Source organism: Corynebacterium parakroppenstedtii (assembly GCF_019754935.1).
Taxonomy (GTDB): domain Bacteria; phylum Actinomycetota; class Actinomycetes; order Mycobacteriales; family Mycobacteriaceae; genus Corynebacterium; species Corynebacterium parakroppenstedtii.
The window spans coordinates 1474030-1499610 of the sequence record NZ_JAGSOA010000001.1; the positions used below are offsets into that span (position 1 = coordinate 1474030).

21 protein-coding genes are annotated in these 25581 nt (G+C 55.2%); 17 read left to right on the top strand and 4 right to left on the bottom strand.

All coding sequences use genetic code 11. From position 1 onward, the window contains the following. The first annotated feature begins 127 nt into the window (after positions 1-127). The 5 genes from KCQ76_RS06305 (at position 128) to KCQ76_RS06325 (ending at position 10953) form a co-directional block, all read left to right on the top strand. Positions 128-319 (top strand): CsbD family protein, encoded by a 192-nt coding sequence (locus tag KCQ76_RS06305; protein WP_046203644.1) that lies wholly within the window; start codon positions 128-130, stop codon positions 317-319. A gap of 102 nt (positions 320-421) precedes the next feature. Continuing rightward, on the top strand, positions 422-1075 hold the full coding sequence (locus KCQ76_RS06310; protein ID WP_060942032.1) for a methylated-DNA--[protein]-cysteine S-methyltransferase: 654 nt from the start codon (positions 422-424) through the stop codon (positions 1073-1075). An 84-nt stretch (positions 1076-1159) separates the two neighbouring features. Continuing rightward, complete coding sequence (gene lysX, locus KCQ76_RS06315; protein ID WP_082089805.1) at positions 1160-4498, top strand: bifunctional lysylphosphatidylglycerol synthetase/lysine--tRNA ligase LysX; 3339 nt, start codon at positions 1160-1162, stop codon at positions 4496-4498. 303 nt (positions 4499-4801) lie between these two features. Further along, positions 4802-9415 (top strand): glutamate synthase large subunit, encoded by a 4614-nt coding sequence (gene gltB, locus KCQ76_RS06320; RefSeq protein WP_046203643.1) that lies wholly within the window; start codon positions 4802-4804, stop codon positions 9413-9415. After that, the gene (locus KCQ76_RS06325) at positions 9415-10953 is read left to right on the top strand and encodes a glutamate synthase subunit beta (protein ID WP_046203642.1); all 1539 of its coding nucleotides are present in this window, start codon (positions 9415-9417) and stop codon (positions 10951-10953) included. Before gltB ends, KCQ76_RS06325 begins: the two co-directional genes overlap by 1 nt. 77 nt (positions 10954-11030) lie before the next feature. Here KCQ76_RS06325 and KCQ76_RS06330 read toward each other — a convergent pair whose 3' ends face one another. Beyond that, a complete protein-coding gene (locus tag KCQ76_RS06330; protein ID WP_046203641.1) occupies positions 11031-11639 on the bottom strand; it encodes a malonic semialdehyde reductase in 609 nt (202 codons plus the stop codon). 372 nt (positions 11640-12011) lie between these two features. Between KCQ76_RS06330 and KCQ76_RS06335 the strand changes: the two genes are divergently transcribed. Beyond that, the gene (locus KCQ76_RS06335; protein ID WP_221914815.1) at positions 12012-12188 is read left to right on the top strand and encodes a hypothetical protein; all 177 of its coding nucleotides are present in this window, start codon (positions 12012-12014) and stop codon (positions 12186-12188) included. A 19-nt stretch (positions 12189-12207) separates the two neighbouring features. Here the strand turns inward: KCQ76_RS06335 and KCQ76_RS06340 are convergent. Continuing rightward, a protein-coding gene (locus tag KCQ76_RS06340; protein ID WP_172953431.1) for an IS3 family transposase occupies positions 12208-13442 on the bottom strand; the annotation gives its coding sequence in 2 pieces (ribosomal slippage) (positions 12208-13154 and positions 13154-13442; 1236 coding nt in all). Positions 13443-13498: 56 nt separating this feature from the next. On the opposite strand from KCQ76_RS06340, the gene KCQ76_RS06345 reads away from it, so the two are divergent. The 7 genes from KCQ76_RS06345 (at position 13499) to KCQ76_RS06370 (ending at position 19358) form a co-directional block, all read left to right on the top strand. After that, positions 13499-14665: an FtsX-like permease family protein gene (locus tag KCQ76_RS06345; RefSeq protein ID WP_221914816.1), complete on the top strand. Its 1167-nt coding sequence runs from the start codon at positions 13499-13501 to the stop codon at positions 14663-14665. Positions 14666-14673: 8 nt separating this feature from the next. After that, a complete protein-coding gene (locus KCQ76_RS06350) occupies positions 14674-15393 on the top strand; it encodes an ABC transporter ATP-binding protein (RefSeq protein WP_046203639.1) in 720 nt (239 codons plus the stop codon). Positions 15394-15420: 27 nt separating this feature from the next. Then, positions 15421-15810: an SdpI family protein gene (locus KCQ76_RS06355; RefSeq protein ID WP_046203638.1), complete on the top strand. Its 390-nt coding sequence runs from the start codon at positions 15421-15423 to the stop codon at positions 15808-15810. 1017 nt (positions 15811-16827) lie between these two features. After that, the gene (locus tag KCQ76_RS06360) at positions 16828-17058 is read left to right on the top strand and encodes a hypothetical protein (RefSeq protein WP_046203636.1); all 231 of its coding nucleotides are present in this window, start codon (positions 16828-16830) and stop codon (positions 17056-17058) included. A gap of 508 nt (positions 17059-17566) precedes the next feature. Next, entirely contained in the window at positions 17567-17695 is a 129-nt protein-coding gene (locus KCQ76_RS10995; protein WP_257994329.1) for a hypothetical protein, read from the top strand. Between the two features lie 1006 nt (positions 17696-18701). After that, a complete protein-coding gene (locus KCQ76_RS06365) occupies positions 18702-19157 on the top strand; it encodes a hypothetical protein (RefSeq protein WP_221914817.1) in 456 nt (151 codons plus the stop codon). Between the two features lie 3 nt (positions 19158-19160). Next, positions 19161-19358, top strand: coding sequence for a type II toxin-antitoxin system RelB family anti-toxin (locus KCQ76_RS06370; RefSeq protein WP_046203634.1), 198 nt, complete (start codon positions 19161-19163; stop codon positions 19356-19358). 418 nt (positions 19359-19776) lie between these two features. On the opposite strand, the gene KCQ76_RS06375 is transcribed toward KCQ76_RS06370, so the two are convergent. Next, the gene (locus KCQ76_RS06375) at positions 19777-20301 is read right to left on the bottom strand and encodes a VOC family protein (protein WP_221914818.1); all 525 of its coding nucleotides are present in this window, start codon (positions 20299-20301) and stop codon (positions 19777-19779) included. Between KCQ76_RS06375 and KCQ76_RS06380 the strand changes: the two genes are divergently transcribed. The 4 genes from KCQ76_RS06380 (at position 20300) to KCQ76_RS06395 (ending at position 22329) form a co-directional block, all read left to right on the top strand. Then, on the top strand, positions 20300-20785 hold the full coding sequence (locus tag KCQ76_RS06380) for a MarR family winged helix-turn-helix transcriptional regulator (protein WP_046203633.1): 486 nt from the start codon (positions 20300-20302) through the stop codon (positions 20783-20785). The two genes, KCQ76_RS06375 and KCQ76_RS06380, sit on opposite strands and share 2 nt — an antisense overlap. A gap of 121 nt (positions 20786-20906) precedes the next feature. Then, entirely contained in the window at positions 20907-21134 is a 228-nt protein-coding gene (locus KCQ76_RS06385) for a hypothetical protein (protein ID WP_046203632.1), read from the top strand. A gap of 71 nt (positions 21135-21205) precedes the next feature. Beyond that, positions 21206-21499 carry an RNA-binding S4 domain-containing protein gene (locus tag KCQ76_RS06390; RefSeq protein ID WP_046203686.1) on the top strand — a complete coding sequence of 98 codons (294 nt, stop codon included), beginning with the start codon at positions 21206-21208 and terminating at the stop codon, positions 21497-21499. Beyond that, positions 21499-22329, top strand: a complete 831-nt coding sequence (locus KCQ76_RS06395) for a VOC family protein (RefSeq protein ID WP_052722236.1) — start codon at positions 21499-21501, stop codon at positions 22327-22329. The genes KCQ76_RS06390 and KCQ76_RS06395 overlap by 1 nt, the downstream gene beginning before the upstream one ends. Positions 22330-23918: 1589 nt before the next feature. Here the strand turns inward: KCQ76_RS06395 and KCQ76_RS06400 are convergent. Beyond that, positions 23919-25571 carry a sugar transferase gene (locus tag KCQ76_RS06400; RefSeq protein ID WP_052722235.1) on the bottom strand — a complete coding sequence of 551 codons (1653 nt, stop codon included), beginning with the start codon at positions 25569-25571 and terminating at the stop codon, positions 23919-23921. Positions 25572-25581 lie beyond the last annotated feature (10 nt).

A 25581-nucleotide genomic window follows, 5' to 3' on the forward strand; every position in this document is an offset into this window, starting at 1 on the left:
AGTTATCCACGCAGACAACTGGCGACGGTGGCCACGTCGCGATATCACAACCCCGTTCTTATGAGCGTGGGTACCCGACATGGATGCCGCTCGTTGCGTCGCAAAGCTAGAACAGAAGGAGAAGCCTATGGGTATTTCTGACGACATTAAGAACAAGGCAGACGAAGCTGGCGGAAAGGCCAAAGAAGCTGCCGGTGACGTTACTGACAACAAAGACCTCAAGGCTGAAGGCAAAGGCGATCAGGCCGAGTCCAAGATCAAGCAGGGCATCGAGGACCTGAAAGACAAGGCCTCCGAGTTCCTCAACAAAGACAAGTAAGTCGGGGACTTACCCTTTGAGGTCCTAACCGATTTCAGAGCCGGGTTATGAGCGCAGACGCGCTGGTAACCCGGTTTTTTAATACCCGCTATCGTTGTCCCCATGAACCACCGGAGCACATCCACGCCTGCCGAATACAGCGACGGCCCCACTGGACGTCGCGAAGACCCGGCCGACCGGGACTATCGGACACAACGTTTCCCCACACCATTCGGCGATATCGACGTCACCATCAATGACCACGCCATCGTGGCAGCGCACTACATCATGCATCCGGGAACCACAGATCCCGATGTCACTGGTCCCGACGTCACTGATTCCGCTGCCACGTCGGACATGAGTGAAGCCCAACGTCGCCTTTTTACACAGATCGGTGAGGAGCTCGACGAGTACTTCAGCGGAACAGGGAAGGCTTTTACCCTCCCGCTCGACGTCGAGGATGATTCCACCGAGTTCACGAAGTCCGTGCGCGAAGAGATGGCCCAGATTTCGCCCGGTGACGTGCTCACATACGGTGAGTTGGCAGAAGCCGCTGGCCGGCCGCGAGCAGCGCGCGCAGTCGGATCAGTATGCAGAACAAACCCCATTCAGCTCTTCATTCCCTGCCACCGGGTCGTCGCAACTGGGGGTTCTCTCGGCGGGTACATGGGAGGGGCTCGCGGGCTCGTCCTCAAACAACAGCTACTCGACAGGGAAGGCGTCCCCTTTACTGCCAATGGGAAGGTCGACTTCCAGGAACTCGGTCGTCGGCAATAAACGCAGTTTCACTGACCAATCATAGGTACGCGCCAACGACTGGTAGTCTCACAAGGAAATCACAGGGTATTAGGGGACAATTCTATGGCTACAGGTTCAGGGCGGGTGCAAGATAAGACTGTGTTCGCCACGTTTATCAAAAGATTCCCGCCGTTTTTTGGTACCTTGCTCGCTGTGTATTCCTTCATCGCGCTTCTGTTCAGCGCGGTCAGGCCGGTCCGGCATCAGCTGCAGAGCATCCGGGAATTCTTCGACTACGTGATCCTCCCCATGCCAGAGGTGTCAATATCATGGGCCCTTGCCCTGGGCCTGCTGGCAGGAGCGATTCTCGCCCGCAAACGCCTGGCCTGGTGGGTCAGCGTAATTCTCCTCGTGATCCTGAACATCGAGAACATCCTGCTCTTCGTGCTGGGGGTCAACGGCTACGACACCGGCAGCACGGTCACGACGGTTGAGCTCAACGTGGGATTCATCGTCCAGGCAGTCATGTTGATCGGCCTTCTGGCTACTCGCTCCGCCTTCCCGGCGCGGACACGGCACGCGGCCATCAGAAAAGCCCTCGCGGTCTATGTCATCGGGGAAGGCCTGGTCACCGCCAGTGGTTGGTTACTCGTCGAACTTTTCCCGCACACTCTGTCCCGCGGTAATCGTTTGCAATGGGTTCTCAACAAGTCCTTTGCCTTCTCGTTGGTCGATCAAAAGTTCTTCGGGGGCCACCCGGAATGGATCGTGTCATTTGTCATCACCCTGGCCAGCGCGATCGTGTTCCTCCTGTCCGTGTGGACCCTTTTCCGCAGCCAGCGCGACAATAATGCACTTACTCCCGACGACGAGACAGCCATTCGCGCCATGATCGCCCGGTGGGGAGAGGACGATTCCCTGGCATACTTCGCGACGCGCCGCGACAAATCGGTCATTTATTCTCCCGACGGGCGGGCAGCGGTCACGTACCGCGTCGAACTGGGTGTATGTATTGCGTCGGGAGATCCCATCGGCAACCCCGCTGCCTGGGATCAAGCCGTGGACGCGTGGCTGCACCAGGCGGTGATGTACGGGTGGACCCCGGCGGTGATGGGGGCATCCGATCGGGGCGCACACTGTTATTCATCCCACGGACTACAAACCCTCCGATTGGGCGACGAAGCCATCATCTACACCGATAGCTTTTCACTGAGTCAACCCGAATTTAAGGCAGTGCGTCAGGCCGTCGCCCGGGCTCGGCGAGCAGGCGTGACCGTGCGGATCCGTCGCCACGGTGAACTTACCGATGAAGAGATGGCCAGCGTCCAGCGCGATGCCGACGCATGGCGCGACACCAACAACGAGCGCGGCTTCTCTATGGCACTCTCGCGCCTGGGGGATCCGGCCGATTCCAATAACCTCCTGGTCGAAGCCATCCAAGACGCCCACCATTCACCAACCGGCGTGGCCCGACGCGTCGGCGAACTCTCCTTCTCCCCGTGGGGGCGCACCGGAGTGTCGCTGGACCTCATGCGTCGGTCACCCGACTCACCCAATGGCACCGTGGAAATCATGGTGTCGGAGCTCTGCAACGCCGGATTAAACGTCGGAGTCACACGAATCTCGCTGAACTTCGCCATGTTCCGCCAGGTCTTTGCGACGGCCCACGAACTCGGCACCGGCCCCGTCATGCGCCTGTGGAGGAGCCTCCTGGTCTTCCTGTCGCGATGGTGGCAGATGGAAGCGCTCTACCGATCCAACGAAAAATACAACCCCACCTGGGCACCCCGGTACATCTGCTTCAAAGATAACCGCGCCATCGCCCGCGTCGGACTGGTGTCCGGCATCGTTGAAGGGTTCGTGCCCGCGCCCCTGTCGCGTCGTAAACCCCCACTGACCCCCGTCGGATCCGTGAAACGAGAAGGCGCCGCCGAAGCACTCGAGCTCGCACCCCGCCTCATGGAGGAGGCCCGCGCCGGGCGCGCAGTGCACCACCGTCGCTCGGAACAAGTCAAAGTGCGCCTGGAAAAAGCACAGCGTTTGCGCGATGAAGGGGTGAGCCCGTGGCCCACTGCCATCCGGCCGACGCATACTTGTGCGCAGATTGCCGGCATGGATGATGGTGTTGCCGCCTCCATTTCCGGCCGTATTATCGCCCGGCGCGACTTCGGTGGCGTCATGTTTCTCCAGCTCCATGACTGGTCGGGCGACACACAGGTAATCGTCGAACAAGCTCGGTGCAGCGATTATGAGGCCTGGCGCAAGGATCTTGACCTTGCCGACATTATCCGCGTTGAGGGCGAAAAGGGTGTCTCGCGGAAGGACGAGCCGTCGCTTCTGGCCGACCGTATCCGGTTTGAAGCGAAATCCCTGCACCCGTTGCCCAACAAAACTGATGGGCTCACCGACCCTGAAGCGCGGGTGCGGTCCCGGCACATCGACCTGACCGTGAATGCTGAGTCGCGCCGGGCGTTGACGGCGAGGTCCGCGGTGCTGCACTCGATGCGGTGCGACCTGCACAGTTCGGGGTATTTGGAGGCGGAAACTCCCATTTTGCAACCTATTCATGGTGGCGCGAATGCACGGCCGTTTATTACGCACATCAACGCGTACAACATGAACTTGTATCTGCGTATCGCCCCCGAGCTTTTCTTGAAGCGGCTCATGTGTGGCGGAGTCAATCGTGTCTTTGAGCTGGGCCGCGAGTTCCGCAACGAAGGCGTCGATGCCACGCACAACCCGGAGTTCACATCATTGGAAGCGTACGACGCCCACGGTGACTACGAAACGATGATGACCCTGACCCATGAGCTCATTGTGAACGCGGCGACTGCGGTGCATGGGAAGCCCGTCGTGACGGCACCCGACGGCAGCATGGTCGACATTTCCGGCGAGTGGCCCGTGAAATCCGTGCTCGATGCTATTACCGAGGGCGCGCGGGCGGACGGAATCTGGGACGGCCCGGTTATTTCGGTGGATACGCCACGCGAAGAATTAGATGCCCTGATGGAACGGGCAGGCATGCCACTGCGCCCAGATGCGGACGACGGCACCATTATCGAAGAGCTCTACGACGAATTCGTGGAGTCGCGGACGAAGTTCCCCACGTTTTATAAGGACTTCCCGGTGTCCGTCTCCCCGTTGACGCGTCGGCACCGCAGTAAGCCGGGGTTGACGGAACGCTGGGACCTCGTGGCGTGGGGCGTCGAACTGGGTACCGCGTACTCGGAGCTGACCGATCCTATTGATCAGCGTCAGCGGTTAGAGGAGCAATCGCTTCTTGCCGCCGGCGGGGATCCCGAAGCTATGGAGTTGGATGAGGAATTCCTTCGTGCTTTGGAATTTGGCATGCCCCCGACCGGTGGCCTGGGAATTGGCGTGGATCGTATCGTCATGTTGATTACGGGGTCGACGATCCGCCAGTCGCTGGCCTTCCCGCTTGTTAAGCCCGATAACAGCTGACATAACCACTACATCCATGAAACCTTTAGGAAACATTGCTGAAACATTCATGATGTAGAGGTAGTAGGGCAGAACGTGGAGTTCACCACCCATGTGAGTCTCCTGCGATAAAGTACCAATTTACCCCTGAAATAAACCAGAATGCCCACGTCGTTTTAGCGGTGGGCCCGATCTCGTCACGGTTGACCCCGTGCGAGATCCATTGATCCTATTCACTGTGCACAACCCCGCACGTGGTAGATCTCACCGACAGACCACGGCTAACCAGGCTCGTTACAGCCATGTGAACGAAAAGGCGACCAGATGACGACTGTTCCCTCACGCCAGGGTCTTTACGACCCATCCTTTGAGCATGACGCTTGTGGCGTCGCGTTTGTTGCGAATATGCACGGTGACAAAAGCCGCCACATTGTTGACAAAGGAATTCAAGCACTTGTTAACCTCGAGCATCGTGGTGCTGCAGGTGCGGAGAAAAACACCGGCGACGGTGCCGGGATTTTGATTCAGATTCCAGACGCTTTTTACCGCCGTGAAATGGCCAAGCAGGATATTGAACTCCCACCCGCTGGCCAATACGCGACCGGCATCGCCATGCTGCCCGCTGCCCGCATGGCGGCGCTCGACGCAGTGCGCTACGTCGAAGACATCATTAAAGAAGAAGGTCTGACGCTCATCGGTTGGCGTGATTGCCCCGTCGACGATTCCTCAATCGGCGCCATGGCCAGGGATGCGATGCCGCTCTTCCACCAGGTCTTTATTTCGGGAACCAAGGATGACGGCGCTCCCCTCGAGGGCATTGACCTGGACCGCGCCGTGTGGTTTGTGCGCAAGCGCGCCGAACGCGAACTGGGTAGCAAGGGTGCTGGTGCCGGGTCGGGCGAGGACACTGTGTATTTCCCCTCGTTGTCCGCCCGGACCGTTGTGTACAAAGGTATGCTGACCACCCCGCAGTTGCGGGAATTCTACCTTGACTTGCAGGATCCCCAGGTGGAATCAGCCATTGCTGTGGTTCACTCCCGTTTTTCGACAAACACGTTCCCATCCTGGCCATTGGCCCACCCCTACCGCATGGTTGCCCATAATGGCGAAATCAATACGGTGCGCGGTAACGAGAACTGGATGCGAGCCCGTGAAGCGGTAGTTGATTCTGAAGTGCTGGGCCCGATAGACCGGGTACTCCCGATCTGTGATCCCGGCGGTTCGGACACGGCCCGGTTCGACGAAGCCTTGGAGCTTCTGCACCTCGGTGGGCGTTCGCTGCCCCACGCGGTGCTCATGATGATCCCGGAGGCCTGGGAACACAATGCCGATTTATCCGACGACGTCCGCGCCTTTTATGAGTACAACTCGTGCCTGATGGAACCGTGGGACGGCCCCGCCGACGTCGTCTTCACTGACGGCACTGTCATCGGCGCTGTTCTGGATCGCAATGGTCTGCGACCTGGCCGTATTTGGATTACCGACGACGGCCTGGTCGTGGGCGCGTCTGAGGCAGGTGTTTTGCCCATCGACCCAGAGCACGTGGCGGAACGCACCCGCGTGAAGCCGGGCGAGATGTTCTTGGTGGACACCTCTCAGGGTCGCGTCGTCCCAGATGAGGAGATCAAAACTGATCTTGCCTCCCAGGCGCCCTATGGCGAGTGGGTATCGCACAACCTTGTGCGCAAGGAGGATCTTCCGGACGCGGATTACCACTGGATGCCTCACCACCGGGCCGTGTTGCGCCAGCGTGTGTTCGGTTTCACCCAGGAAATCGTGGACATCATCGTCAAGCCCATGGCGCTTAATGGTGCAGAGGCCATTGGTTCGATGGGTACCGATACGCCGATCGCGGCGCTGTCCGATCACCCGTCGTACCTATTCGACTTTTTCAAGCAGCGGTTTGCGCAGGTCACGAACCCGCCACTGGACTCCATTCGTGAGAAACTCATGACTTCGCTGTTCACTCACTTGGGTGCCCAGCGGGACATCATGCACCCGGATGCTGATGCCGCGAAGCTCATCCACCTCGACGACCCCATTTTGCGTAACCGTGATTTAGCGCGGCTAATTCACGCCAATGATGGTGGAGAGTTCCCGCAGTTCGACGTCGCGATTATTTCCGGGTTGTATGCCGTGGCTCATGGTGGCCGTGGCATACAGGAGGCTTTGCGACGCATCCGTCGTGAGGTGTCGGATGCCATTGCCGACGGGAAAACGCTGATAGTGCTGAGCGACCGCGAGTCGGATGAGCGCTTTGCGCCTATTCCGTCGCTGTTGTTGACCTCCGCTGTCCACCAGCACTTAGTGCGTGAGCGGACACGTACCCGCGCCTCCTTGATTGTGGAGGCCGGCGATGTGCGCGAGGTCCACGATATCGCCATGCTGATCACCTTTGGCGCCGACGCCATCAACCCCTACATGGGCTTTGAAACAATCGATGAGCTGCGTAAACAGGGCTCCTTGGGCGATATGGACCTCGAGACCGCGTTTAATAACTACACGAAAGCGGCGGTCAAGGGCCTGCTGAAGGTGATGTCGAAGATGGGCATTGCTGCGGTGGCGTCGTATCGCGGAGCGCAGCTAGCCGACGTCGTGGGCTTGAATCAAGAGTTCTTGGATGAGTACTTCACGGGTAGTTTTGCCCCGATCGGCGGCGTTGGTTTGGAGGCTATTGCCGAGGCTGTTGGGGACCGCCACCGCGAGGCGTTCTTGCCCCGCCCTGAGGAGCAGGCACACCGCGAGCTGGAACTGGGCGGCGAGTACAAGTGGCGTCGTGAGGGTGAATACCACCTATTCAACCCGGAGACGATTTTCACCCTCCAGCACGCCACGCGCACGGGCCGCTATGAGGTCTTTAAGCGGTATACCGAGAAGGTTAATAATCAGTCCAAACGGTTGGCCACGATCCGCGGGTTGTTTAAGTTCAACCCCAACCGTCCGCCGGTGGATATTGACGAAGTTGAGCCCGTGAGCGCGATTGTGAAGCGCTTTTCGACGGGTGCGATGTCGTATGGCTCGATTTCCGCGGAGGCCCACCAGACCTTAGCCATCGCTATGAACCGCCTGGGCGGCATGTCTAACTCCGGCGAAGGTGGCGAGGATTCCGACCGCTTCACGAAGGACCCGAATGGCGATTGGCGCCGCTCCGCCATCAAGCAGGTGGCGTCGGGCCGGTTCGGTGTGACCAGCCACTATCTGAACAACTGCACGGACATCCAGATCAAGATGGCCCAAGGCGCGAAGCCTGGCGAGGGCGGTCAGCTGCCCCCGCACAAGGTGTACCCGTGGATTGCGGAAGTGCGCATTACCACTCCCGGCGTCGGGTTGATTTCGCCACCGCCGCACCACGATATTTACTCGATCGAGGACCTCGCTCAGCTCATTCACGACCTGAAGTGCGCTAATCCGGATGCGCGGATCCACGTGAAGTTGGTGTCGGAGCAGGGCGTTGGCACGGTTGCCGCGGGTGTGTCCAAGGCGCACGCGGATGTAGTGCTGATTTCCGGCCACGACGGTGGCACCGGTGCTTCCCCTCTCGGGTCCTTGAAACACGCGGGTGCTCCGTGGGAGCTGGGCTTGGCGGAGACGCAGCAGACGTTGCTGATGAATGGTCTCCGTGACCGGATCACGGTGCAGTGTGATGGCCAGCTGAAAACCGGCCGTGACGTCGTCATTGCTGCCCTGCTGGGCGCGGAAGAGTTTGGTTTTGCGACGGCTCCTCTGGTGGTTGAGGGCTGCATCATGATGCGTGTGTGCCACTTGGACACCTGCCCCGTGGGTGTGGCGACGCAGAACCCGGACCTGCGGGCGAAGTTCAGCGGCCGCGCCGAGTACGTGGTGAACTTCTTCCAGTTCATTGCGGAGGAAATTCGCGAGTACATGGCGGAACTCGGTTTCCGCACGATCGACGAGATGGTCGGCCACTCCGAGATCCTGGGCGTCAACCGTGAAGTGGCAGATAAGCACCCGGATGCGGCGAAGCTCGACCTCTCGTCGATTTTCGAGCAGCCCGATAGCCCGTTCATGTACCAGGACAAGCACTGCACGAAGACGCAGGACCACTCGCTGGACAAGGCGTTGGATAACCAAATCATTCGCGATGCGCGCGAGGTCATCGACGCGAAGGGCGAGTGCGAGCCTCTTGAGCTGTCGTACCGGATTTCCAATGTGGACCGTTCCGTGGGCGCCATGGTCGGCTCGGAAATTTCCCGCGTCGGTGGCGCCGACGGCCTGCGTGAAGGCGCATTGACCGTGGAATTTGAAGGATCGGCCGGTAACTCCTTCGGGGCGTTCTTGCCCCACGGTGTCACTCTGGCCTTGACCGGCGACGCCAACGACTACGTCGGTAAAGGATTGTCGGGTGGACGCATTGTCGTGCGCCCCGATCCGCACTATGTCTCGGCCGTGGAAAAAGCCGGCCGTGACGTGTCGGGCGACATCATCGCTGGCAATGTCATCGGTTATGGTGCGACCTCGGGCGAGCTGTTCGTCCGTGGCACGGTGGGCGAGCGGTTCTGTGTTCGTAATTCGGGCGCGACCGCCGTCGTTGAGGGGATCGGTAACCATGGGTGCGAGTACATGACGGGTGGCCGTGTGGTTGTCCTCGGTCATGTGGGCCGCAACTTTGGCGCCGGTATGTCGGGTGGCATTGCTTTCCTTCCCGACGATGGTATCCCCGCTGGTCAAGGCGGTATCCGTGACCGTATCGATACGGCGTTGTCTGATATTGAGGAACCCACCGCGGAGGATGTGGCCTGGCTGGATCAGACTGTTGCAAGTTATCGGGAGTGGACTGGTTCGACGACCCCAGTCGGAACATTTCTGAAGGTGATGCCGCGGGATTACCGCCGCGTGCTCACGATTATGGAGAGTTGTCAGGCTCAAGGACGAGATGAGGCAGCAACTGCCGAAGCGATTATGGAGGCTGTGCACTGATGGCTGACCCACATGGATTTCAAAAGTATTCCCGTCATGACAAAGCCCACCGGCCGGTTCCGCTTCGGCTGTTGGACTGGCATGAGGTGTACGAAAAACAAGACCTAACGGATCTGCGCCAGCAGGCGACGCGGTGCATGGATTGCGGGATCCCGTTCTGCCACGACGGTTGCCCACTGGGGAACATCATCCCGGAGTGGAACGACTTGGTTCGTTTGGGCCGGTGGCGTGAGGCCTTTGACCGCCTTCACGCGACCAACAACTTCCCGGAGTTCACGGGCCGTTTGTGCCCCGCGCCGTGTGAAGGGGCGTGTGTTCTGGGCATCAACGATGATCCCGTCACGATCAAGAACGTCGAGCTGGAAATCGTCGAATATGGCTTTGAGCATGACTTTGTGAAGCCCATTCGCCCGTCATTTTCGACGGGCCAGTCGGTCGCCGTGGTGGGCTCCGGCCCTGCCGGGTTGGCGGCCGCCCAGCAGCTCACCCGCGCCGGCCACGACGTCACCGTGTTCGAGCGCCACGACCGCCTGGGTGGTCTGATGCGCTACGGGGTGCCCGAGTACAAGATGGAGAAGAAGTGGGTCAACCGCCGCCTGGAACAGATGGTGGCGGAGGGAACCCAGTTCCGCACTAACATTTCCCCGTCCGTGAGTGACCTCCAAGGCTTCGACGCCGTGGTGTTGGCGATCGGTTCGACCATTGGCCGCGACCTGCCCATTGAGGGCCGCGACTTAGAGGGCGTCTACCAGGCGATGGAGTACCTCCCGGAGGCCAACAAGGTCCAGGAAGGGGACAGAGAAGTATCGACGATCGACGCGCGCGGAAAGAACGTCGTCATCGTCGGTGGTGGCGACACGGGCACGGACTGCTTCGGGACGGCGCTGCGTCAGGGCGCGAAGAGCGTCGTGCAGTTCGATATCGGCCCGAAGCCGCCGCGGACACGGGCGGCGTCGACGCCGTGGCCAACCTTCCCCCGCAAGCTTCGCGTCGCAACGGCCCACGAAGAGGGCGAGTATGAGGTCTCCGGCGAGGAAGAAAAGGAGCTCGTGGAAAAGCTCGGCCTGGACGCCCGCGTGAAAGGGCACCCGCTGGGCAACCGCCAGTGGAAAACGAACACGGTGGAGTTTATCGGCACCGACGGAAAGATCACGGGGCTGAAGGGCACCCTGGTGGACCGCACCCCGGAGGGCACGATCCCCATTGAGGGTTCCGATTTCGAGATCGACGCGGATCTGGTGCTGCTCGCGATGGGCTTCGCTTCTGTGGATCGCGCCGGGATTGTCGACGAGTTGGGCCTGGAGATCGACGGCCGCGGCCGGATTGTTCGCGACGAGAACTTCCGCGCGGAGGTGCCACTCACGGCTGGGTTCCGGGCGCCGGTGTTTGTTGCTGGCGACGCAGGCCGAGGGCAGTCCCTCATCGTGTGGGGGATTTCGGAAGGCCGCTCGGCAGCTGCCGCGGTGGATCGCCAGCTCATGGGCGAGTCCAGTTTGCCGGCCGCTATCATGCCGACGGACGTGCCGATGCGGGCGTAGCTGCTGATGTGGGTGTAGCCGGGCCGCGGCAGCTGGGACCCGGCGGTGGCTAGTCGGCAGTGGATAATCGGTAGTGGTTAGTCGGCGATGCGGAAGACGTCGGCGTCGTCCATCCGTGGTCCGCGCGGGTGGTGCGAGTCGGTGTCTGCCGGGACTCCGGCGATGATGACCATGATGGCTTGTTCGCCGTCGCGAAGAAATTCTTGTGTGACGGCATCGGCGTCGAAACCGCCCATCGGGCCGACGCCTAGTCCGACAGCGCGGAGGCCCAAGATGAAGTAAGCCGCCTGCAAGTTTGCGGACTGAAGAGCGACGGCGGTGCGTGCTTCTTTGTTGTTTTCATACATGTCGCGGGGGCCGTTGCCACCGGCGGGGAACTGCTGTGGCAGATTGTTATGGAAGTTCGTGTCTGCAGCCATGATGAACGCGAGGGGCGCCTTTTCGGTCTTGGCTTGGTTGCTGCCCATCATGTGGCGGACGAGGCGGGAGCGCTTGTCCTTGGGGACCTCGATGATACGCAGTGGTTGGCTGTTCATGGAAGTCGGGCCCCATTTGACGAGGTCGCGTACGGATTTGATGACCTCGGGGTCGATGCTGGTGTCCTCAAATGCGCTGGTGGTGTGGGCGTCGCGGAAGAGGACGTTGAGGGCTTCGTCGTTAATAATGAATGGTGCTGTAATTGACATGTCATTTACGACTACGCGGGTGGGGAGGGCGTGTCAACTGGAATATGCTCTGGAAGACGATCACGGGCTTGTGATCGCCTTCACTATGTCAGGTATCTTGACATCAACAAGACCGGTTCCGCTGACCAAAAGGTAGCCCAGGGTCGGTCCTCACTTTTCTTTCGCTTCCCGACTTTGGAAGTTATACGAGGAACAAGGGGCGAAAAGGCGGCTTAAGTTGCAAAAGGCGGGGGTACATTTTGGGCATTTCATGCGCCCAGGATATCTGAGTTAATCCATGATATTAGTTTACGTAGTAGTTATCGTGTTTCTATTGTTCGGGATATGTAGAAGGCGTCCACTGTACTAAAAGAGCTGAGAGATCTGCACCCGATGGCGGTGTCAATCCTCATTGTGACTGCGGTGTCCTCGTGGATGCTCACGCTGTCATTAGGTTTGACGATTGTTGGTGCTCAAGCTTCAGGGACTGACGCTGGGGAACAGTTCGCTGCAATAGGTGGTTTGCAGATTGCCTTAACGTGTATGTCGGTCATCTTGTGTGCGCCCTGAAGTGCCCCGGGTTTTGTTCCTAGGCATTTGCCTTGATTTCTATTATTGCTTGCGGCGGGTGCTGGTCCCAAAATTCGGTTTCCACTTCGACCGGGGTTCGGTATCCCAAGCTTTGGTGAAGCCTCGTCTCGTTCCACCATGACACCCACTCAAACGTCGCGATTTCCACCTCGACAACCTCATCCCACCTGCGAGTATGGATCAGCTCGTTTTTGTAGGAACCATTAACGTTTTCCGCCAGAGCATTGTCATAGGAATCCCCGACAGTTCCGGTGGAAGCGGCAATCCCGTGCTGGGCAAGACGCTCGTTGTAGACAACGCTGACATACTGCGAGCCGTGATCCGAATGATGAATGAGACCTGTTGTTTCCTCAGCAGACGCGATCGCCTGGTTGAGAGCTTGCAGCGGCAACGCTTCGGTGCGCATGGAATCTGATAACGCCCACCCAACGATCCGTCGGGAGTAAACATCGGTGACAAACGCGGCATACACAAAGCCTTTCTTCGTGCGCACGTAGGTAATATCAGCCACCCACAGCTTGTTCGGGCCTTCGGCTTTGAATTCTCGCTCCACCAAGTCCGGGCGTAAATCCGGCCTTTGAGGTGTGCGAGTGGTCATAGGCGAGCGGCCTTTGCCTTTGCCTGATACACCGGCTAGACGCATCAGCCGCGCGGTTTGTTCACGACCGATATCGATTCCGTCACGATGAAGAGCATGCCACATTTTCCGCACACCGTAGATGCCGTAATTATCCCGATGGATAGCACTAATGCGTTCAACCAGCACAGCATCACGAAGGCGGCGAGCACTTACCCCACGGGCCTTGGACTGACGATACCCACGCGAGGTGATGAACCCACCAGCGCGGTTTTTCTTCAACGTCTTACAGATGAACTCGACAGAGAAACGATTCCGGTATTCATCGATGAACCGGATCATTTCCGACGTTTTGGGTCGAGTTCCGACGCGAAAAAAGCTGAGGCAGCCTTTAAAAGTTCATTGGTGTCGCGTAGCTCTTGATTTTCACGGCGAAGCCTCGCGTTTTCGGCGGCCAGATCTTCAGGCACGGGTTCTGGGATGTTTCCCGCACGGCGGGCCTGTTGGGTCCATTGACGGGCTGTGTGCCATGACACCCCCAGCTTTGGGGCTACTGCCTGGCACGCGGCTTGCATCGACATATTTTCCGCCAAGATGCGGTCCTCTACAAGACGGACCACACGATCCTTCGCATCCTGGTCAAATTTTCTTGGCATATTCCAGATTTTCCCATCTACTCAAACGGAACAAAACCTGGGACACTTCACCCAGCGTGGTAAGACTAGCTATTCGTCAAGATTCCCGGCGAGTGGCGTTGTGGCAGGTTATCGGAGCGTCACCGCGTCAGGCCCGGTGGCGTTATGTGCTGTTGGCTTCTCTATCATCACTAGTCGGATCACTGCTAGGCGCACTTCTCGGTTATATTTCGTGGCCTGCCTTCACTGATCTGGTGAAGCGGACCGGTTTCTTACTGACACCGGGGCTAGAGTCGAATTCGATCAGCATCGGTGCCCTCGTCTCTGGCCCCTTAAGCTCTTTCGGAGTTGTCTTTTTGGCAACACTCTTTGGATCGGCAGCCATGTCTAAGATCGATCCCGTCCAAGCTGTTGCAGAAACTCCCGAGCAACGAGGCAAAACTGGGTACCTACGTTTATTCCTTTCGATAGCGATCGTAGCTGGTATAGCTACCGGCTATATAGCAATCGCTAACACCTCACCGGTCACCAAGCCAGATACTTTAAGTGGCCTGATCTCCGCATATTGGGGAGCGGCCCTCGGCTTACTGTTGGCATATGGCATCTCTGATAAAGCATTGGTTCGTCCTGTTGTGAGACTTGTCGGCGCTTTGTTTTCTTTTACGAAGTCCGATTCATGGTTTATCGCTAAGACATCCGCGTGCCGACGATCGATTGTCTCAACGTCGGTGATTACTCCGTTGGTTGTTGCTGCTGCTTCTGTTGGGTCTGTATTTGGCATGGTCGCTCAAACCAAGAATGTTTCTGTCGCCCTCGGTCAAAGCGAGGAGGATTTACAAGTTAGTCCCCCCGGCCAAATTATTTTAGTTTTCGGCCTGCCAGTGATTATTGCTGCGTTGTCCGCGATTGTCTCTGTATATTTGACGAGCCGACTGAGAAATCATGACATTACACTTCTTGAGGTCCTCGGAGCCCAGCCCTCAACAATCCGTGTTGCAGCAGTCTGTGAATCGCTCATTTATTATTTATCTTCGACTGTCATAGCATTCCTCATCCTAGCGGTTAACGCGTTTGTTATGGGCAAGGTACTCGCTGCGGGTCCTGTTCCACATGCGTCGCCAGTCTGGTTCGGGAGCGAGACGTTTCTTTTACTCACCGCAAGTTTCATACTCTTGTCGATTTCAATAATTGTACCGACCATGCGAAGCTCTTCAGAACTAAACGTCACGACATTAACGAGGTAGATCCCATAATGAGCAGTCTTGTAGAGGTTTCAAACCTCAAGAAATCATTCCAGATAACCAGACGGGATTATGATGAAATTCTCAAGGGGATTAATTTCTCCGCGGGGGAGGGTGAATTTGTATCGATAGTTGGGCCGTCGGGTTCAGGAAAATCCACGTTTTTGTACTGCATGTCTGGACTAGAAACGTTCGACTCCGGAAAATCAATACTCTGTGGTAATGACCTTGGCTCTATGTCGAGGAACGATCGAAGTCGTGCACGCCGACGCAATGCTAGCTTCATATTCCAGGATTACAACCTCATCGACTCCATGACCGCGCTGGAAAATGTGGAGTTAAGTCTAAAGTTCTCGAAGAAACGAGTCTCCAAGAGAGACATCCGAAGAGAATTTGAGCGTTTCGGGATCGGCGACAAGCTAAAGTTTTATCCAGCACAGCTTTCAGGTGGTCAGCGGCAGCGCGTGGCGATCGTTCGAGCTCTTCTTATCAGACCGCGTGTTCTTTTTGCTGATGAGCCCACCGGCGCGCTCGACTCATCGTCCACCAACGTGGTGATCGATGAACTTTCTCGCCTGTCGTCTCGGGGTACAACGGTGATCATGGTTACTCACGACCTAGAAATTGCAGCACAGGCGGATAGGGCAGTCGTCATCTCCGATGGAAAGCTCGTGAGGAATTTGGGTTCGCCGACAGCTGCGTCGTTGTTCTCCGCAATCGAAGCAAGATAAGTGGGGTGAGAAGACGAAAGGAACAAAATGCAAGTGGTGGCAGCTCTAATCGCTTCGGTCGGTCTTGTGATCGTGAGCGTTTTGTGTTTGACCCTCCCCGGAAACGCGGTCTCGGGAAAGGTTCCGAGAAACTCGGCGATCGGTATCAGAACAGCGGAAACGAAAAAATCTGACCAAGGCTGGGATGCCGGACACCGTGCAGCAGCACCGATTCTCAAAAGAACGGGAATCGTCGCGTTAATTCTTACAGGAGCACTTCTCTTTTCCTCTTTCTTCAGAGGTGAAATGAGTGTCGTGGCCGTCACTTGCGGAGTGCTTGGTTATGTTGTGGTCATTAGTGGGCTGTGCTGGGCAGCTGTAGTCGCCAACAACGCAGCCAAGGAGATCAATCACCAGAAGGAAACGGGCGGGGTATAAATAGTCCGCCCCATGACGGCGTTTAGACGTATGTGATCCGCTGTTTACCGGCCTTCTGTTTACCCGCTTTCTCATCTACCAAGTTGATCGGTGATTTTTGCTAGATCACACGATTAAAGGCTAACTCTGCCACGTCAATTTTACCCCGGTGTCATCATTTGTACGGAGCTTTATGTTTTTGATCCAGAAATCTTCGCTATTATAAGTGGGTAAAGGCCACCCCATTGGAGGGAATACATGAAGCGCGTAAAGATTTCTCCAAACGCCATTGTTGTTCTGCTTTGTGGCGTAGCTATATCGCTCTATCTTGGATTTGCGCATCATTCCGTTGTGGGAGCGATTATATTTCTCGTCATCACTGCTATAGGAACTTTCCTGGTAAATAGGTCTAAAACACGACGGGGGTGAGATCGGGAGCGGTCCACTCGTCTTCGCTGTTAAAGGCTTACGCGCGGTCGGCCCATGCCTGGCGTGAGCTGCATCCTGGGTTCGAACTCAATCACACGCCGTGGGCGTACATTAGAACCACAAATCAAACAGCAAAAGAAACTGCCACAATAACGGTGACGACAATAATAAGTGCCATAGCTACATTTTTAAGGTTCAGCCTGTCCTTTGATGCGAAGAGGCTAATTAATGCCACGCCCATAGATGGATACACAATTTTAACGTAATTGTCATGGACCCACCCGGCTTGTGAAAAAACAGTCGCGAATACAAGGCAGACCAAGGCTAGAACGAATATGAATCGACGTATATTACCGCTCGTCAATTTTTGAGCGCCCGTACGATTTTCCACAACGGTCTTCCTCCCTCAGCGTTCCTTCGTGGCGGCAGCCGATTAGTGGTAGTCAGTAACTCACACAAATCTAGTATAGGTTACCCATTGATAAGTTCGTATAGTTTACAAAAGATTTTCGACTACCATGCGTATTAGATGGCGTCTCTGCCTAGAATTTCACCCGACTCGGTTTCTGGCCTGGCCACACATATGAGAGACAGATGGAAAGGATGAGTATGATGAGCAAACAATCCACTCACCCTCCCGCGCAGCGGATTGCCCGGGCAATGTTCTTATACTTGGTTATCGCTGTGTGCGTTATGGCCATTGAGTGGTGGTTGATCAGTGCGCTTAACGTCGAGAACCGTGTCACCGTTTTTGCCATCATCGGGACTATGACCTGTGTAGCAATTGGAACAGTCATAGGGCAGTGGACTCGAAAACGGTGGCAAAAAGAAAAAGACTAACCACACTCGTACCGGAAGCCAGTGCGGTACTATCCTCGCCACACTCATGTGCTCGTATGCAGCTGGCTACATGAGTTTTCCGGTGACGGCTATTCGTAATTGGTCAATTTATCAAGTTAGCCAGCCTCGTTGAACCCCCCCGGTCAGGCAAAGGACGTCTTTTCCGCAGGGCGCGTCGAGGTTAATCGTCAGGTTGAAACTCATAGGGGCACATGCTTGTGGCATCATGACGTTGGCCTCGTCCATCCGTGGTGCGTGCGTGTTTTAAAAGAGGAAAGACTTCGGGCGACAAACGCAGCCAAACCCCAAATTAATGCTAGCTACTACCACGCATTTTCTCAGGAGAAGTAAAGAGCATTTCTAACCACTTACAAGCAGGGCGGAGTTACCTAGACCGTGCTGGAGATGAGACATGACATGTCCAGCACGGTCTGGCCCGGCCCTTTGACCCATTCAAAGGGTAGGCAGTGATACGTCAACAATGTTGTATCGTAGAAAGGAAACTAACATGTTTGACGCTCTTGTTCAGAATATCCACCACATCCCTGAGGTCATCAAGCCGGCTGCCGAGTTGATTCCTGACGCAATCCACAGTGCCCCGGCACCACAGGACGCTCCGGCACCACAGGGTAAGTAGTGAATACTACTCAAGAGTATAGCCCCGCAGGTCACCCTGCGGGGCTATATTTTTGTTTGCGTCCGCTGACTACATCACCAATTACAAATACCCCTCGTAGAAAGTGGGCGCGGGTATGGCAAGCATCTACTAGAACTGAGCGGCTGGGACACTACTTCCATGCTTTATCAGTGGTGACAAGTTGCATTCCGTACATTCTGAAGTGGGACATAGTCTCTTCGTTGTTATGATCTAAACGAAGCTCCATCGTGACGAAAGTCTTCTCTACTTGTTACAACGAAAATCGGCAGACCGCCGGTGATAAGCGACGCCACTCGACCAGGTGCCAGCCCCCCTTTGGTGGAAGCGGAAAATAGTGGTTCACATGCCGATAGCTTCAGGACTAATTTTTCGTCCTCTAGCAGCTGTCAGATATGAATGTGTCGCCTCGGTAGTAATAGAATCCGCACCTACCAGCCATCGTTTCCGTCGATAAGCTGTCGTTGCCGAATCCGGCACCCCTTGAATTGATCAATGAACATTGCATCGGCGTGACGACGACCCCACTGCAGTCATTCGTGGGTACTGAAGATGCCCCGGGGCCAGCCGCGATGTTGAGAGAGGAATTGACCTCCATGGTACTGCTGGCTTTGATGTTCCTACTGGCTAGCGGCCATATAGCCCTTCATATAAGGTGCCCAAAGGCCATGTGTTCAACTTATTGACGCGGGCCTCATGTTTTAACAACTGGGGGCGGTTATTCGAGGGGCGAATTCACGCAGTAATAGATGTCCTCAGGGGATAATACGTGCTTGCACGTGCCCAACGGAAACAATCTTTAAGGGTAGGTGCCGCACTGATGGGCGAGGTAACGACGCGGGGATTTCGTTCTAGGGCTGCCGCAGTGCGCTAACCAGTCTGGTTATTTTGTGTCTCAGAACTATGTGTCAAGCAAACTTGACATTGAAGTGGACTATTTATACCTTCTAGATGTCAAGTATGCTTTACTTCAGGGAGTTGAGATACCGTGGATTTTGTACGCACTCGATTCGGACGGGCAAAGTTTGGGGGAGGTCAAAAACTACTGATCACACTCTCCATTTTAATGGGTAGCGTTCTTGCTACTGTATTTGGGGTTTTGGTTGCTTTGACACAATTTACCGACAATCGGATTCTTGTCGCTGGTTGTTTCTTTGTCGTTCTTGCCGCCGCGATGAGTACGATTGCGTGGGCTCTCATGGTTGATCGGAGCACCATCGACGGCGCTATCGACCAGCCTGAAAAATCAATTGAAAACCATTGGTACTTACATGCGGCACAGGATACCTTACATCTTGGTCTTGTCTCGGTGGGAGTTCTCGGAACCGTATCAACTTTCTGGGATTTCTCGGTCTCTGGATCTATGCTGACCATCTATCTTGGAGCTTTCCAAATAGTCGCTTTCAGCATTAGTTATCGTCTCCGCAAGTGGCGCGAAAGCTGAGCTGTGGAAAACCGAATTAAAGAACTGCGTGACGAACGCGGTTTATCGCAGCAGAGGGTAGCTGAGGCTCTGGGAGTCTCGCGGCAGACGGTTATCAGCATCGAAAAAGGCCGCTACGATCCTTCCTTGCCTCTAGCTTTTCAACTGGCCGAATTTTTCTCCTGCCGAATTGAAGACATCTTCACGCCAGAAAGAAGCTAGTCTCCGCTTCGACTGTTTTATAATTCAAAACAGCAGTTCTATCTCAAATAATCTGAACTATCACCTAATAATATAAGATAAAATATTTCATTTTAAGAATAAGTAAGACCGTATTATGATCGTATATACTGAAAGATAAGAATTTCTTTCATTGAGCGATCAATGTTTAATAAGCGATGATCTAACATCGACGGGGTTCCTATTCATAGGCAAAAGATAGTACCAGTGCTGAATAATTATTATGTTATGTTCATTTTCTCTTATCTCAATCATTTGCTCGACGGTGCAAATCGAGTGGTATCTATCAATGCCGTTCTCGAGGTGTGATAGTAACTAAAAATAAAATTAGCAGATGGAGGTGATTTTATATACATTCTTAAAAGCGAGGGCTTAAAAATATTCAGGAAAAATTTTTCTGTCAACGAGGGGGTGTTAGGTTGCGCATTGTGTTGATAAGTGAGGTGTATACAACGCTTGGCTTACGATGGTGCCAGTCGGTATCACTGTGGCGCTTATCCTGCGGAAGGGGTTGTTCTGTCGGTTCATATAGCCACCATAGATTGTGCCAAGGATCGAGAATTCGTGCGATTTTATATCCACCATAGAAATCAGATATTGGGGTTACGATGTGCGCATCGTGTTCGATGGCTTTGTTGAGGCATGTAGCGGGGTTTTTCACATAGACTTGTAAGAGGGAGGATGTGAATGGCCATTCGGGTTTACGTTCGAATAGCATGATGGTGGAGTTTCCTATATTCACTCCTGCATGGATGATTGACCCATCTCGATCAGGAGTACGAACGTGTGATAATTCCTGACCTCCGAACACCACTTCTACGAAATGTATATAATTATCAGCATCGGGGACGATGGCGAAGGGGTTAACTGTGTTGCGTCCGGCTGGTGGCGTGATGTTCGATTGGTGCATATAGTCATAAAACATGACTAATTGCGATAATGTCAAGTATCAGGACGGTGCTAGTTTCCTTTTGGCAACGCTTGGACGTCGTGCCGAGCGGGCTTGGAACGCTTTTCTCGCGAAGCGTAGTGTCACCACCGCACAGTTCGCAGCTATAGCTGCCTTAAGCGAAGGAGAAAAGACTCAGGCTCAGGTGGCAATGGTTACCGCAGTTGATCCCCGCAATATGGCGGTGACTATCAAGGGTCTGATTGAGAAGAACTGGGTTCAGGTGCGTCCAAATCCGGAGGATGCGAGGTCTAGGCTTGTAAGCTTAACTCCGGTAGGGGAAGAATGGTGGAGTGCTCTACAGCCTGAGCTCCGTCGAGAGCGAGAGAATTTTTTTCAAGCACTAACTGACGATGACTTCGTGATCTTGGAGAGGCTACTTAGAAAACTCGAAGCGTCTCATGCGGTTCCTTCTGTCGGTGCTGTTCGGCGATCTGTTTATCAACCCACAAAAGATTAGTTTGTTTTATACCTTCATATGGAAATATAATAAACAATGGCGATGGAAAGAATAGGGATATTTGGTTATATCGTAAAGTAATTCGCTGGTTACTAAATCTGAGTCAGGTGGGGTGTATTTTATGAATAATAAGTCCACTCATCCTCCAGCGCGGCGTATCACTCGAGCAATGCTCTTAGCCCTAGTTATCGCTGTGTGCGCGATGGTTATTGAGTGGTTGTTGCTCAGTGTGCTTAACGTCGGGAACCGCGTTATGGTTTTCGGCATAATCGCAACTGTTACCTCAGTAGCACTTGGAATAGCCATAGGGCAGCGGACTCGGAAACAGTGGCAGAAAGAAAAGGACTAAACACACCTTTCCCGGGGTCCCCAGTGCGGCACCGTCTCCGCCACACGTACATGCTCGCATACACTAGCGGCATGAGTTCTTTTCCGGTGACGGCTATTCGCGATTCGTCAATTAAGCTCGGTCAATTCATTAAACTGGCTAGCCTCGTTGAAACCGGTGGTGAGGCAAAGGAAGTGATTTCCGCGGGGCGCGTCGAGGTCAACGGCCAGGTTGAAACCCACAGGGGGCACATGCTGCATCACGGTGACGTCGTCACTATCGGCTCTGTAGGAGCAGAAGTGGGTGGCCCCGATGACGAGGATGACTACTTCGATGAAGCCACCGCCGACGACGATTTCGACCCGGAAAAGTGGAGGAACATGTAATGCCGGCCTTTTTCGCTAGTGAAGGCATGCCCTTCTGGAACGAACTGCGCACCTATGACCTCGAGCGCTCCTCGGACTTTTACCGAGGCTTGTTCGGTTGGGAGATTGATAGCGCGGACAGCAGCGGCTACTACTACGCACGCAAGCAGGGAATGCCCATCGCGGGCATCATCCCGGTGTCATCAGACACAGGTAGCGCTGCCCAGCATCAACCGAACCGATGGATGCTTTCTTTTCTTACCGACGACGTTCGCGCGGTAGCCGATCGATCTCGCGAACACGGTGGAACCGCCGGTGAGCCCGTCGACGGGCCGCGGGGGCCGATGGTGGCCGCGACGGATATCGTCGGCGCACAATTAGGGTTCATCCATTCGGTGTCGGAGCCTTTCATTGCTGGCGGGGAGCCGGGCACGCCTGTGTGGCATGAGCTCGCGGCCATTCTCCCCGACGGGGTGAGTATCGATGACGTCGCGACGTATTACACGCAGGTGGCGCGGTGGAACACTATGCGCCACGGGGAGGGTACCCACACGGTCATCACTGCTGTGAGCGAAGGAGGAGCATACGCGGGGGTGTGGTTCCCCGGGGAGCAAGGAGCAGCCGAGTTGAACGCGTCGGGGTCCCGGTGGGCGACGTATTTCGGGGTCGAGAACATTGTCGACGCCGCCGAGTACGCGCAGGCACACGGTGGGGACATCATCGTCCAGCCGCAAAACACCGAGTTCGGTCAGATCGCGATCCTGGCGGACCCCACTGGCGCTGCGCTGACGGTATGCGAGGCTCCGGAGAATGTGGAGGAACCCCATGAAGGGGACAACATTTTCGGCTGAATAAAGCGCGGGGAGCCTCCGCCCGCATGTCCGGTAGGGGTACACCTCAAGGAGGAAGATGACGTTGGGGGTGCGTGTTCGGGTGGCGGTCGGGATCTAGACCTAGACATGGCAGCGACGGAAGCTCGGCGACGGTGGCGACATGTTTTTGGTCAGTTTCCGACCAGGACACGTGGTAGGTGTATTTGCTGATATCCACCTAGATTGGGTCTGTTCCTCAACTCTCAGGGGCACTTTACTATTGAGTGTTACAGGGGTGCAGGTTTACGTTGCCTTTAAAGTTTTAAACCTGTAAAACTCCCACTGGTACGGTAAAAGACGTAGCGCATGATTAGCGACGATCAATGCGAAAAACGGTGTGTGAAAACCACAACTGTGGATATGGCGCGGAAGCCCCCTAAAACGCTCGATACGTGCGTCTGCTCACCTATCAGCAACTTCGGCCAAAGAGAAAAGTTAACACCAGGAGTAAGGCAAGCGGACAAGTACGCCAGCGACTAGTCTCGGCGGGCTTGGTGGTGGATATAGTGAGGTGTCTAATCGGCGGTATTGCACGTTGGCGCCTGAATCAAGAGGTGACGGCATTTATCATATGGATATTCCGCTGAAATGCATGGATCATGATCAGTAGCCAATGGATCCCAGAGGGAACCCTCTGCCATCGCTCGACACATTAACGGCTCTTACACGACTGTTAAATTCCCTAGGGACCGTCTCTTCGCCCAAAGCTAAATCACGCCATAGCCTAGATACAGAAGCTCCTTCCATGGCGGGCTCGTCAACGTCTTTAGCCACACACGAAAGGCTATACAAACCCCATTCATCTTCATTAAATGGGTAAGTGCCAAAGTCTCGCATATCCCTACGGAAATCTAGCATCATGATTTCGCGAATTACTTCATTTCCTCCATGTGTAATTTCGTCAGTTACATAGAGTATCTCTGTGATCTCTCGAGCCTTATCTATCCTTTTTAAATACTGTTGATGGAATCGTTTAAGGTCAGACTCTCGAGCGAGGAAATAAGTTGTAAAAAGAAGAGTCTCGCCCAACATATTAAATCGGATCACCGTCTACAGTGAAAGCTCCAGAATTCTTATATCTAGTCTGAGTTTGACAGTGCCTTTTATGCGCATTTTTTCCGAATTTATTCGTGTATAAATCCGCATCTTTCTCAGCTTTTTTAGCACTCTTAGGATGATTACCGTAAATCAATCCTACTTTTGGGTTTCCAGGTCCGTTCTTCACTACTTGGCACTTCACTGTGTACATGCCCAGTTCATTTTTTGTCTCAGCCGAAAAAGCTGGAGCTGGGCTAACGAGCGGTAGCGAAATGGCAACCGGAATAGAGAGAATCCACCTGGAGGTTTTAGACATACTTCTTAGCAAAGTTCTACCCTATCTACTCTTAGGTTTCCGCGGATGATCCAATTAAAATTTGACCTGATACCTGGAGCAATCGTCTTGCAGACGCTGTTTTCAGCGCCCAAAATCGGTACACCTTTTGCGTTATTTAACTTAGGTTGGTCGAGAAATCGGCTATGGCCCGTGGAACTGATGGGGTACATTCTCACTCGCACCTCACCTGAACTCAGTACGCCCCGTCGGAGGTGAGCACGGCCCGTCCCGTCTTCCACAGGATCATGAGGTCCGCCATGAAGCTCCAGTTCTCAACGTAGTTGAGGTCCAGCGACACTGACTCTTCCCACGAGAGGTTGGACCGCCCCGATACTTGCCACAGGCCAGTCATTCCGGGGAGGACCAGCATCCGGTTGCCCACCAGCCCGGTGTACTGCTCGACCTCGCGACGCAGCGGGGGACGTGGCCCCACCAGGCTCATGTCGCCTTTCAGCACGTTAAATAGCTGCGGCAGTTCGTCGATACTGTAGCGACGTAAGAACGAACCCACCCGCGTCACTCGCGGATCATTTTTCATCTTGAACAGCACGTCGTTGCCGTCGCTCTGGTCCTTCAGCTGGGCCACCATTTGATCCGTGTTCTGCACCATCGAGCGGAACTTGATCATCCCGAACGGCTTGTTCTTCTTGCCCATCCTCTCCGCGGTGTAGAAAACCGGGCCGCCGTCGTCGAGCTTGATAGCAACCGCACAGACCAGCAGCAGGGGAGAAGCCATCAGCAGCAGAAGGGCAGCTACCACGCGATCAAACACGATTTTTGACACGCAGTGTGTGCGTGCATGCTGAGGGCGTTCCAGTTTTAGAAGTGGCACCCCGGCGATAAGCAGCATCTGGACCCGTCGGCCCGTGACATTGGCAACCGCCGGGGCGACCAGCAGCTCAACATTAAGGCCATCCAGCCGCCACATGAGTTCGCGCATATCGTCCATGCCAATTTGGTTACTGACGGTGACGATCACGGAATCAGCCTGAAGCAATGACACCATGACATCGATTTGATGCCAGTTATCGTGAATTTCCGCCTCAGGGAAACGGCGCTTGAGCTCCGCGAGCTGTTCCTCGCTGTGCGCATCCGCCTGCGTGCTACAGAAACCGACGATGTCGAACTTAGTGTCCAATTGCCGGCGGAGCGTGCCGTACACCTCTGAAATGGAATGGGGGTCGCCGATAAAAATGGCCCGTTGACTGAGCCTCTTGTTGTCCAACTGCCAGCAGTAGAACCGACGCCATCCGTAGCGGATGAGCAGTAGCGTCACTAGGTCGACAGGGTAGGTGAATACGAGGAACCGGAATCCAGACGTGTATTGGGTCAACTCGCAGACGATGGCAAATAGGCCGAATGCGAACGTTGTAGCCCGTGCAATCCGGGAATACTCCAACGCACCTTGCCCCAGAATCGCTGAATCTGTCGTGCGCATAATGCGCATGACCATAACCCACAGCGCGAAAAGGATAGTTCCAGGGACGAACATCGGGGCTGTTCCCGTATATGACCCGAGGGTGAACGTGCGTGCACTACGAGCTGTGATAGGCAGATAATCGGCGGCCACGATTAGTGACACGATAGCGATTGCCTCGCTGACTAGGATAAAAGTCCGGATTCGTGATGCATGGGCACAACGAATCGATGTCCGCTCGGGGGGAGTAGTGGTCTCGATGAGAGCATCGGTGCTGGACGCTGGAATGTCGTGGCGGTTCGCATCGTGCAACTCAGGGCTAGTGGGGTGTTGTACCGCAGCGCTGGAGGAATGCTCGTCAGTGTGGCGTTCTCGGTTGCGGGTGGGTCGTTCCGCGAGACGAAGGCCGGTGATGTGTAACAGGCTCATGGGCACCGCC

What these genes read in the sequence shown, in the direction of transcription:
- KCQ76_RS06390 (WP_046203686.1), top strand. Translation starts at nt 21,206, where the DNA reads ATGAGTTCTTTTCCGGTGACGGCTATTCGCGATTCGTCAATTAAGCTC.
- KCQ76_RS06395 (WP_052722236.1), top strand. Translation starts at nt 21,499, where the DNA reads ATGCCGGCCTTTTTCGCTAGTGAAGGCATGCCCTTCTGGAACGAACTG.
- KCQ76_RS10995 (WP_257994329.1), top strand. Translation starts at nt 17,567, where the DNA reads ATGTTTGACGCTCTTGTTCAGAATATCCACCACATCCCTGAGGTCATC.
- KCQ76_RS06335 (WP_221914815.1), top strand. Translation starts at nt 12,012, where the DNA reads ATGGCGGTGTCAATCCTCATTGTGACTGCGGTGTCCTCGTGGATGCTC.
- KCQ76_RS06375 (WP_221914818.1), bottom strand. Translation starts at nt 20,301, where the DNA reads ATGTTTTATGACTATATGCACCAATCGAACATCACGCCACCAGCCGGA.
- KCQ76_RS06400 (WP_052722235.1), bottom strand. Translation starts at nt 25,571, where the DNA reads ATGAGCCTGTTACACATCACCGGCCTTCGTCTCGCGGAACGACCCACC.
- KCQ76_RS06305 (WP_046203644.1), top strand. Translation starts at nt 128, where the DNA reads ATGGGTATTTCTGACGACATTAAGAACAAGGCAGACGAAGCTGGCGGA.
- KCQ76_RS06330 (WP_046203641.1), bottom strand. Translation starts at nt 11,639, where the DNA reads ATGTCAATTACAGCACCATTCATTATTAACGACGAAGCCCTCAACGTC.
- KCQ76_RS06380 (WP_046203633.1), top strand. Translation starts at nt 20,300, where the DNA reads ATGACTAATTGCGATAATGTCAAGTATCAGGACGGTGCTAGTTTCCTT.
- KCQ76_RS06355 (WP_046203638.1), top strand. Translation starts at nt 15,421, where the DNA reads ATGCAAGTGGTGGCAGCTCTAATCGCTTCGGTCGGTCTTGTGATCGTG.
- KCQ76_RS06350 (WP_046203639.1), top strand. Translation starts at nt 14,674, where the DNA reads ATGAGCAGTCTTGTAGAGGTTTCAAACCTCAAGAAATCATTCCAGATA.
- KCQ76_RS06360 (WP_046203636.1), top strand. Translation starts at nt 16,828, where the DNA reads ATGATGAGCAAACAATCCACTCACCCTCCCGCGCAGCGGATTGCCCGG.
- gltB (WP_046203643.1), top strand. Translation starts at nt 4,802, where the DNA reads ATGACGACTGTTCCCTCACGCCAGGGTCTTTACGACCCATCCTTTGAG.
- KCQ76_RS06385 (WP_046203632.1), top strand. Translation starts at nt 20,907, where the DNA reads ATGAATAATAAGTCCACTCATCCTCCAGCGCGGCGTATCACTCGAGCA.
- lysX (WP_082089805.1), top strand. Translation starts at nt 1,160, where the DNA reads ATGGCTACAGGTTCAGGGCGGGTGCAAGATAAGACTGTGTTCGCCACG.
- KCQ76_RS06310 (WP_060942032.1), top strand. Translation starts at nt 422, where the DNA reads ATGAACCACCGGAGCACATCCACGCCTGCCGAATACAGCGACGGCCCC.
- KCQ76_RS06325 (WP_046203642.1), top strand. Translation starts at nt 9,415, where the DNA reads ATGGCTGACCCACATGGATTTCAAAAGTATTCCCGTCATGACAAAGCC.